Here is an 8,948-nt window from a genome sequence, read left to right as displayed (position 1 = left end):
CATTCCGAACCCGGAAGCTAAGGCCACCTGCGCCGATGGTACTGCACTCGACAGGGTGTGGGAGAGTAGGACACCGCCGGAACATCCTTCGCGAAGGCCCCCAGCATCAGCTGGGGGCCTTCTGCGTATCCGGGGGTACCTACGCGTATCCCGGGTACCTATGGATAGGGTATGGATACACAGGAGGCTCCCAGGGGACAATCAGTTCTGATGGGGCCGGGAAGACAATGATCGACAGCATGATTCACCAGCTCGCGCCACAGCGGCCGGCCGACCAGGCCCGCCGGTTCCGGTGGGCTGCTCTGTGGCTGCCCGCCACCTACAGCTATGTGGGTCTGCTGCTGCTGGGCGCCGTGGCCCTGACCATGGTCAGCGCGCCGCGGGAGTCGCGAATCGTGTTGCATGCCAGCACGAACCTGAACAATCTGACCAAGGGCCGCCTCGGCACGCTGTTCTCGAGCGCCTTCCTGGTGGGTGAGGGCGCGGCGACGGTGTTCCTGATCGTGCCGATGCTGGCCTGCCTGCTCGCTCTGGCGGAGCGGCGCTTCGGGACCGTGAAGCTGGTGCACACCTTCTTCGTCGGCCATGTGGGTGCGACCGTGCTGGTGGCGGTGGGCCTGTGGGTGGCGGTGCAGTCGCAGCTGGTGCCGGGCAGTATCGCGATGGCCGAGGATGTCGGCGTCAGCTATGGCGCGATGGCCGTGGTGGGTGCGCTGGTGGCGGTGCTGCCGCCGCATCGCCGGTGGGTGTGGGCGAGTACCTGGCTGGCGTTCGCGCTGGGCGGGGTGGTGCTCTGGCACACCTTCACGAATGTGGGTCACTTCCTGGCGCTGTGCCTGGGTCTGGGCATCGGGCGGTTGACGATCCGCCGGCAGGGCGGGGCGGTGCGGCCGTTGAACGTACCGGAATACCTGTTGCTGGCGGGCGGTTCCGTTTTTGCCTGCCTGATGCTGCTGGGCTGATGCCCGGTCTCTAGAATCGACCGGTGCGCCTTGTGATTGCTCGTTGCCAGGTCGATTACGTTGGCCGTCTGACCGCCCATCTGCCCATGGCCCGTCGTCTGCTCATGATGAAGGCCGACGGTTCGGTGCTGGTCCATTCCGATGGGGGCTCCTACAAGCCGCTCAACTGGATGAGTCCGCCGTGCTGGCTGGAGGAACGGGAAACCGATTCCGAGACAACCCAACTGTGGGTGGTGTCCAACAAGGCCGGCGAGGAACTGCGCATCACCGTCGAGGACATCGAGCTGGATTCCAAGCACGAGCTGGGGGTCGATCCCGGGCTGGTGAAGGACGGCGTCGAGGCGCACCTGCAGGAGTTGCTCGCCGAGCACATCGAAACCCTCGGTCCCGGTTACACCTTGATCCGCCGCGAGTACATGACCGCCATCGGCCCGGTCGACATCCTGTGCCGTGACGCCGACGGCGCGACGGTCGCGGTGGAGATCAAACGCCGCGGTGAGATCGACGGCGTCGAACAGCTCACCCGCTACCTCGAACTCCTCAATCGCGACCCGCTGCTGGCTCCCGTCGCGGGCGTCTTCGCCGCCCAGCAGATCAAGCCGCAGGCCAAGACCCTTGCCGCCGACCGCGGCATCCGCTGCCTCACACTGGATTACGATGCCCTGCGCGGCACGGACTCCAGCGAGTTCCGGCTGTTCTAACCTCGATACCATGCCCCGCCGGAAACCCCGTCCCAAGGACTCGGCGCGATCCCACTCGGACCCGCGCCCCCTGGGCGACGTCTTCGGCCGCACCGAGCACGGTCCCGGGACCGACGAGACCTTCGTCGTCCGCACGGTCCCCGGCACCCGCGCCACCAAGCCCTACCGGTGCCCCGGCTGCGACCACGTTATTCCACCGGGCACACCGCACATCGTCGCCTGGGCAGTCCACGGTGGCGAAGACGATCGCCGTCACTGGCACACCGGCTGCTGGAACGGCCGCAACACGCGCACCATCACCCGCCGATGGTCTTGAGCCCCCCGGGAAGTGGGGGGCCTCGTATCGGCGGCTGGAGCGCCGCATTTGGGGGCTGTGACCCCGCCGCCACGCCGGTCGCTCCACTGGTTTACGTGACGGACAACGGCCAACCGCTGGCCGGGAGCCCCGCAACACCGGCCGGCTGCACCACCTATTCCCCCGGCGTCTCCCAAACCCCCATCCAAATGACTTACCTGCCAAAGACTCTCGGAATACACCACATGGTGGCGGAGCAGCATGGTCCGGACGGTTCGGTCCTGAGCTCCAAGTCGGCAGACGTGAACATCACCGCATTGCCCGGAGCATCACAGTCCTGCGGGATCAGCGCCGGCTGCGCGACCTCCCTGCCCTGCGCCCTGACCGGTACCGGGTCCTGATCCCCTGCTGCGCCAATAGTTTCGGGCGCGGGTGAGGAAGGCTCGCCGAGACACATAAGGAAGGCCGCTTCCCCCGGAGGGGAAGCGGCCTTCGAACGGATGCGGGTTGTCGCCCGGTCGGTGAATTAGCTGGAGACGTCAGCGTTCTCGCGCTCGTCGACGATCTCGTCGTCTTCGCGAGCGTCGGCGATGGCCTTGCGGCCGCCCTTCTGGATGGAGCGCTGTTCCGGTGCGCCGTCGAGCAGTTCGCTCTCGCGGTTGACGGCGGCGAGCATGGCCGGGACCGAGTCGAGCTGGCCGCGGATACCGAGCAGCTGGGCCAGGACGCGGCCGCGGAGCACACGCATCTCCTCGGCAAGTTCCTTGGCGTGCGCGATCTTTCGATCCGCGGTGTTGGTCGCCGAGGTGATGAGGCGGTTGGCCTCGTCGGTGGCGTCCTTGATGCGCTGGGCGGCCTCGGCGCGCGAGGTGGCCTCCAGCTCCTCCATGGCGCGGGTCAGCTTGGTGCGCCGCTCCGCCATGGTGACCTCGAAGTCCTGCTGCGTGGCCTTGCGCTTGGCCTCGGACTCCTTGGTGAGGCGGTCGGCCTCGGCGTTGGCGGCTTCGACGATCTTGGCGGACTCGGAGCGGGCGTTCGCGAGAGTCTGCTCGAACTCGATTTCGAGCGCTTCGCGCTTCTCCTTGGTCTCGGAGAGGAGCGATTCGTACTTCCCACGCATTTCGGTGGCCTGCTGCTCGGCAATCGAGATCATCTCGGCGGCCTCGGCCTGCGCCTGGGCGCGGACCTCGGAGGCCTCATCCGAGGCCAGACGCAGCATGCGGGAGATGCGATCGGACATGCCTTCGGCGGTGGTCGGCGGCACCGAGAGCCGGTCGACCTCCTTACGGAGCTCGTCGATCTCGTCCCGGGCATCCTCGAGCTGGGCCGCCAGGTTGCGGGCCTGGGCTGCGGCGGCATCGCGGTCGGTGGCGGTGACCCTCAGCTCGGCATCGAAACGGTCGAAGTAGTTACGCACCTCGTCACGGTCATAGCCCTTCCGCACAACGGTAAAGGGCAGCGCGACGAAGCGATTACGATCGGGCTCAGTGGACGACATGACCCACAAACTACAGCCTGACGACACCCGATGGTGACCCGACCGCGAATGTTGTTACGCCCTCTTTAGGCGGGCGGAACACGGTACTAGTGGGTAGTTTTCGCGGCCGGTTCGACGAGTTCCACCAGCACACCGCCAGCATCCTTGGGGTGGATGAAATTGATGCGGGAACCAGCGGTGCCGCCGCGCGGCTCTGCGTACAGCAAACGCAGGCCTCGTTCCCGCAGTTGCGCGGAAACAGCCTCGACATCGGTGACACGATACGCGAGCTGCTGCAGGCCAGGCCCGTTTCGGTCGATGAACTTCGCGATCGTCGACTCCTCGTTGAGCGGAGCCAGCAACTGCAGAGCGACCGAGCCGGCCGGAGTGCCGGGCACCGACAGCATGGCCTCGTGCACGCCCTGCGCCTCGTTGATCTCACGATGCGTCTCCACCATGCCGAGATTGTCCCGGTACCAGGCCACCGCCGAATCGAGATCTGGCACAGCGATTCCGACGTGATCGACGGCGGTGACGTATTCCGACGGGACGAATCCGGTGTTCTCTGTGTTGCTCACACCAGTGACGGTAGCGCGCCCCTCGGAAGGATGCCGGAGCGCCGCACGTTACCTTTGAGTACGGCTCCGATGGTTGGCGGAGCAGTCACCAAACGACGTAAGCGAGGCTCATCGTGACCACCACCTCCGTCATCGTCTCCGGCGCACGCACCCCGGTGGGCCGGCTGCTCGGATCGCTGAAGGGCTTCAGCGGCTCCGACCTGGGCGGGTTCGCCATCAAGGCGGCACTGGAGAAGGGCGGGGTGGCGCCCGAGCAGGTCGACTACGTGATCATGGGCCAGGTGCTCACCGCGGGCGCGGGCCAGATCCCGGCCCGGCAGGCCGCGGTCGCCGCCGGTATTCCGATGGATGTCCCGGCGCTCACCGTCAACAAGGTGTGCCTGTCCGGTATCAATGCGATTGCGCTGGCGGACCAGCTGATTCGGGCCGGCGAGTACGAGATCGTGGTGGCCGGCGGCCAGGAGTCCATGACCAACGCCCCGCACCTGCTGGAGAAGAGCCGCGAGGGCTACAAGTACGGCGACGTCAACCTGCGCGACAGCATGGCCTACGACGGCCTGCACGACATCTTCACCGATCAGGCCATGGGCGCGCTCACCGAGCAGCGCAACGACGCCGACGCCATCAGCCGCGAGGAGCAGGACGCCTTCGCCGCCGCCTCGCACCAGAAGGCCGCGGCCGCCTGGAAGAACGGCCTCTTCACCGACGAGGTCACCCCGGTTTCGATCCCGCAGCGCAAGGGTGACCCGATCCAGTTCGCCGAGGACGAGGGCATCCGCGCCGACACCACGGCCGAGTCGCTGGGCAAGCTGCGTCCGGCCTTCCGCAAGGACGGCACCATCACCGCCGGTTCCGCCTCCCAGATCTCCGACGGCGCGGCCGCGGTGGTCGTCATGTCCAAGGCCAAGGCCGAGGAGCTGGGTCTGAGCTGGATCGCCGAGATCGGTGCGGCCGGCGTCGTGGCCGGCCCCGACTCCACCCTGCAGGACCAGCCCGCCAATGCCATCGCCAAAGCCTGTGCCAAGGAAGGCATTTCGCCCGCCGAGCTGGATCTGGTCGAGATCAACGAGGCGTTCGCGGCGGTCGGTATCGCCTCCACCCGCAAGCTCGGCATCGACCCGGAGAAGGTCAATGTCAATGGCGGCGCCATCTCCATCGGCCACCCGCTCGGCATGTCCGGCGCCCGTATCGTCCTGCACCTGGCGCTCGAGCTGCAGCGCCGCGGCGGCGGTGTCGGCGCGGCCGCGCTCTGCGGTGGCGGCGGCCAGGGTGATGCCCTCATCGTCCGCGTGAAGTAGGGACAACTGCTCGTGAGGAACAGCCCCGGCTCATGAGCCGGGGCTGTTCCGGTTCTCATACCAGGAATCCAGCGCGCCCGTCCCAGATGTGACCAGGTCCACTACAGGGCGTCGTAGGCATCGGGCAGAATGGTTGCCATGGGTGATCTGTTCGACCTGTCCACGGTCGCTAAGCGCGTGCGTTTCTTCGGCCTGCTCGAGGTGCCCTCGTGGGTGCTGCTGTTCATCGGCTCGGCCCTGAAGCGCGCGGATGCGCTGGGGATCGCCGATCAGCCGATCAAGTGGCCGGTGATGGTGTTCGGCATGCTGCACGGCATCGTGTTCCTGGCCTACGCCATCAACTGCCTGCTGGCCTCGCGCGAGTTCGAATGGCCGGGCAAGACCACGGGTCTGGCGCTGCTGTCGTCGGTGGTCCCGTTCACGTCCGTGTTCTTCGAGCGGTGGGCGATCAACTCCGGTCAGCTGGGTGAACTGAGCCAAGCCGCGACACCCGCCGCCGCACGGTCGTGACAAACTGGATGTCGTGACTCGACCTGCACGCCGTCCCTCCGCCGCCGCAGCCGCCGCCATGTCGGGCGCGGTGGACCTGTCCGCTCTCAAGCAGCCGGCCGCCGCCGCGGGAGATGTCCCGGGTGACCATGCCGTCACCGAGGCCAATTTCGAGGATAGAGTGCTACGGCGCTCCACTCAGGTGCCGGTGGTGGTGGCGCTGTACTCGCAGCGCAGCCCCGGGAGCATCGAGCTGGTGAAGCTGCTGGAGCAGCTGGTCGGCCAGAGTGGTGGTGACTGGGATCTGGCCACCGTCGAGGCCGAGGCCAATATGCGCATCGCGCAGGCCTTCGGCGTGCAGGGTATTCCGACCGTGGTTGCCGTGGCCGCGGGCCAGCCGCTCGCCGACTTCACCGGCAATCAGCCGGAGGAGCAGGTGACCCAGTGGATCGCCGCCGTGGTGGACGCCGTGCGCGGCAAGCTCCCCGGCGTCGGCGCGGAGGCCGCCGCGGCCGAGCCCGAGGCTCCCGAGGATCCCCGCTTCGTCGCCGCCGAAGAGGCCTTGGAGCGTGGCGAATTCGACAACGCGATCGCCGCGTACGAGGCCATCCTGGCCGCCGAGCCGAACAACGCCGAGGCCAAGGCCGCCCTGCGTCAGGTCCAATTCCTTTCCCGCGTACAGGATCTCGACCCCGTCGCCATCGCCAAGTCCGACGCCGACCCGGCCGATCTGGACGCCGCCATCGCCGCGGCCGACCTGGAAATGTTCAACCAGCAGCCGGAGGCCGCCTTCGACCGCCTCGTCGCTCAGGTCAAGCGCACCGCCGGCGACGACCGCACCAAGGCCCGCACCCACCTGCTCGAGCTCTTCGAACTCTTCGACCCCGCCGAGCCCATCGTGGTCGCCGCCCGCCGCAAGCTCGCCGCCGCCCTGTACTGACGACTGGAGATCAGGGAGCTCTCACCGCGGGGATTCGTCCGAAATCCCGCCGTGAGAGCTCCCTGATCTTGTTCAGACGGTGGGGAGGGCGGCGAGGGCGGCGTCGATACGGGGCTGGGGGAGTTCGAAGTCGGGGATTTCGCCCGCGAGATAGCGCTCGTAGGCGGTCATGTCGAAGTGGCCGTGGCCGCACAGGGCGGTCAGCAGGACCTTCTCTTCACCGGATTCGGTGCAGCGCTTCGCCTCTTCGATGACGGCCGCCAGCGCGTGGGAGGGCTCGGGGGCCGGAAGAATGCCCTCGGCCTTCGCGAAAGTGACCGCCGCGGCGAAGCATTCGCGCTGCTGCTTCGCCACCGCCTCGAACAATCCGAGCTCGTACATGTGCGACAGCAGCGGCGACATGCCGTGATATCGCAGCCCGCCCGCATGCACTGGATCAGGGATGAAGTCGTGGCCCAGGGTGTGCATCTTCATCAACGGGGTGAAGCCGGCGGTGTCGCCGAAGTCGTAGGCGTAGATGCCGCGCGTGAACGACGGGCACGCGGCGGGCTCGACGGCCCGGATCACCGGATCGGCTCGGCCCGCGAGCTTTTCGCGCAGGAAGGGCAGGAACAGTCCCGCGAAGTTGGAGCCGCCGCCGGTGCAGCCGATGATCAGATCGGGCGGCCGTTCACCCGCCGCGGCGAACTGTTTCAGCGCCTCCTCCCCGATGACGGTCTGGTGCAGCAGTACATGATTGAGCACGCTGCCCAGCGCGTAGCGGGTTGCCGGGTCGGCCGCGGCCACCTCCACCGCCTCGCTGATGGCGATGCCCAGGCTGCCGGGTGAATCCGGATGGTCAGCAAGGATTTTCGCGCCCGCGGCGGTGATCGGCGAGGGGCTGGCGTGCACGGTCGCGCCCCAGGTCTGCATGAGCGTGCGCCGGTGCGGTTTCTGGTCGTAGGAGGCGCGCACCATCCACACCTCGCAGTCGATGCCGTACTGCGCACAGGCGAAGGCGAGCGCGCTGCCCCACTGGCCCGCGCCGGTCTCGGTGGTCAGGCGCCGGGTGCCCTCGGCGGCGTTGTAGAACGCCTGCGGCACAGCGGTATTCGGCTTGTGTGAGCCGGCGGGGGAGACGCCCTCGTATTTGTAATAAATCCGGGCCGGGGTGCCGAGCGCCTTCTCCAGCCGTCGCGCCCGGAACAGCGGCGTCGGCCGCCAGAGCCAGTAGACGTCGATGACCTCGTCCGGGATGTCGAGGTAGCGGTCGCCGCTCACCTCCTGCCGGATGAGCTCCATCGGGAACAGCGGGGCCAGATCCTCGGGCCCGACCGGCTGTCCGGTGCCGGGGTGCAGTGGGGGCGGCGGTGGTGCGGGCAGGTCCGGGATGACGTTGTACCAACGCCTCGGGATCTCGGATTCGTCCAGCGTGATCTTGGTGCGCTCGTCCACGGGACCCTCCCGGCTCGAAACGGCTGTCTGTCCAGACTGCTCCCGCCGCGAACCCGTTGGTGTGGAATTCGCCGGATTGTCACTGTCGCAGTCGCGCGGAAATTAGTAAGCTGGTGCGTATGATAAGCACGTACGAAGAATTGCTGGCCTCGGGAACCGAACTGCTCGCGCTGGACGCCCGCGCGGTGCGCACCAGCATCGAGGTGGTAGCGGGACTGACCCCCGCCGATCTGGACGCACCCACGCCCTGCGCTGGCTGGACACTGCGAGACCTGCTGGAGCACATGATCGTTCAGCACTACGGCTTCGCGGCCGCCGCCCGCGGGGAGAGCGATCTCGCGCTGTGGAAGCCGCAGCCGCTCGGCGACGATCCGATCGGCGAGTACCGGGGGGCGGCCGAGCGCGTGCTGGCCGCCTTCGCCGAGCCGGGCGTCCTGGAACGGCAGTTTCCGCTGCCGGAGGTCCGCGACGGCATCGTGATTCCCGCGCCGCTCGCCATCAGCTTTCACTTCATCGACTACATCGTGCACGCCTGGGATGTGGCGCGGGCGCTCGGACAGACCGTGGAATTCGACGCGGACCTGCTGAGCGCGGGGCTGCCGGTGGCCGAGGCGGTGCCGGGCGGCCCGCACCGGGAGCGGCCCGGCGCCTCGTTCGCCCCCGAGGTGACCGCGCCGGAGGCGTCCGGGCTGGATCGGATCCTGGCCGTGCTGGGCCGCTCGCCCGGCTGGCCGGAGTGATCGGGGGAGCTCACCCGCGCGTGGTTCCCCGCTC

Annotated in this window: 10 protein-coding genes; 7 read left to right on the top strand and 3 right to left on the bottom strand. The window is 67.9% G+C overall.

The window, feature by feature from the left end; genetic code table 11:
- The first annotated feature begins 239 nt into the window (after positions 1-239).
- The 3 genes from ACFXHE_RS30710 to ACFXHE_RS30700 are packed head-to-tail and all read left to right on the top strand — an operon-like array spanning position 240 to position 1,979.
- A complete protein-coding gene (locus ACFXHE_RS30710; RefSeq protein ID WP_379387899.1) occupies positions 240-962 on the top strand; it encodes a rhomboid-like protein in 723 nt (240 codons plus the stop codon).
- A gap of 23 nt (positions 963-985) precedes the next feature.
- A complete protein-coding gene (nucS, locus tag ACFXHE_RS30705; protein WP_354850151.1) occupies positions 986-1,663 on the top strand; it encodes an endonuclease NucS in 678 nt (225 codons plus the stop codon).
- Between the two features lie 10 nt (positions 1,664-1,673).
- Positions 1,674-1,979: an ATP/GTP-binding protein gene (locus tag ACFXHE_RS30700; RefSeq protein WP_354850154.1), complete on the top strand. Its 306-nt coding sequence runs from the start codon at positions 1,674-1,676 to the stop codon at positions 1,977-1,979.
- A 505-nt stretch (positions 1,980-2,484) separates the two neighbouring features.
- On the opposite strand, the gene ACFXHE_RS30695 is transcribed toward ACFXHE_RS30700, so the two are convergent.
- Positions 2,485-3,456: a hypothetical protein gene (locus tag ACFXHE_RS30695; protein WP_379387898.1), complete on the bottom strand. Its 972-nt coding sequence runs from the start codon at positions 3,454-3,456 to the stop codon at positions 2,485-2,487.
- Between the two features lie 86 nt (positions 3,457-3,542).
- A complete protein-coding gene (gene mce / locus ACFXHE_RS30690; protein ID WP_379387897.1) occupies positions 3,543-4,013 on the bottom strand; it encodes a methylmalonyl-CoA epimerase in 471 nt (156 codons plus the stop codon).
- A gap of 113 nt (positions 4,014-4,126) precedes the next feature.
- Between mce and ACFXHE_RS30685 the strand changes: the two genes are divergently transcribed.
- From ACFXHE_RS30685 to ACFXHE_RS30675, 3 genes are all read left to right on the top strand, one after another.
- Positions 4,127-5,311: an acetyl-CoA C-acetyltransferase gene (locus tag ACFXHE_RS30685; RefSeq protein WP_379387896.1), complete on the top strand. Its 1,185-nt coding sequence runs from the start codon at positions 4,127-4,129 to the stop codon at positions 5,309-5,311.
- 138 nt (positions 5,312-5,449) lie between these two features.
- Positions 5,450-5,821 carry a DUF3817 domain-containing protein gene (locus tag ACFXHE_RS30680; RefSeq protein WP_379387895.1) on the top strand — a complete coding sequence of 124 codons (372 nt, stop codon included), beginning with the start codon at positions 5,450-5,452 and terminating at the stop codon, positions 5,819-5,821.
- A 58-nt stretch (positions 5,822-5,879) separates the two neighbouring features.
- The gene (locus ACFXHE_RS30675; protein ID WP_379387913.1) at positions 5,880-6,740 is read left to right on the top strand and encodes a tetratricopeptide repeat protein; all 861 of its coding nucleotides are present in this window, start codon (positions 5,880-5,882) and stop codon (positions 6,738-6,740) included.
- A 72-nt stretch (positions 6,741-6,812) separates the two neighbouring features.
- Here ACFXHE_RS30675 and ACFXHE_RS30670 read toward each other — a convergent pair whose 3' ends face one another.
- The gene (locus ACFXHE_RS30670; protein WP_379387894.1) at positions 6,813-8,174 is read right to left on the bottom strand and encodes a TrpB-like pyridoxal phosphate-dependent enzyme; all 1,362 of its coding nucleotides are present in this window, start codon (positions 8,172-8,174) and stop codon (positions 6,813-6,815) included.
- A 119-nt stretch (positions 8,175-8,293) separates the two neighbouring features.
- Between ACFXHE_RS30670 and ACFXHE_RS30665 the strand changes: the two genes are divergently transcribed.
- Positions 8,294-8,914, top strand: a complete 621-nt coding sequence (locus tag ACFXHE_RS30665; protein ID WP_379387893.1) for a TIGR03086 family metal-binding protein — start codon at positions 8,294-8,296, stop codon at positions 8,912-8,914.
- Positions 8,915-8,948: the final 34 nt, after the last annotated feature.

It is taken from the genome of Nocardia sp. NPDC059229 (genome assembly GCF_042754165.1).
Classification (GTDB): Bacteria; Actinomycetota; Actinomycetes; order Mycobacteriales; family Mycobacteriaceae; genus Nocardia.
Note: the sequence above shows the minus strand (reverse complement) of the source record. Positions and strands in the feature narration are given on the sequence as shown.

What these genes read in the sequence shown, in the direction of transcription:
- ACFXHE_RS30700 (WP_354850154.1), top strand. Translation starts at nt 1,674, where the DNA reads ATGCCCCGCCGGAAACCCCGTCCCAAGGACTCGGCGCGATCCCACTCG.
- ACFXHE_RS30710 (WP_379387899.1), top strand. Translation starts at nt 240, where the DNA reads ATGATTCACCAGCTCGCGCCACAGCGGCCGGCCGACCAGGCCCGCCGG.
- ACFXHE_RS30665 (WP_379387893.1), top strand. Translation starts at nt 8,294, where the DNA reads ATGATAAGCACGTACGAAGAATTGCTGGCCTCGGGAACCGAACTGCTC.
- ACFXHE_RS30675 (WP_379387913.1), top strand. Translation starts at nt 5,880, where the DNA reads ATGTCGGGCGCGGTGGACCTGTCCGCTCTCAAGCAGCCGGCCGCCGCC.
- ACFXHE_RS30695 (WP_379387898.1), bottom strand. Translation starts at nt 3,456, where the DNA reads ATGTCGTCCACTGAGCCCGATCGTAATCGCTTCGTCGCGCTGCCCTTT.
- ACFXHE_RS30680 (WP_379387895.1), top strand. Translation starts at nt 5,450, where the DNA reads ATGGGTGATCTGTTCGACCTGTCCACGGTCGCTAAGCGCGTGCGTTTC.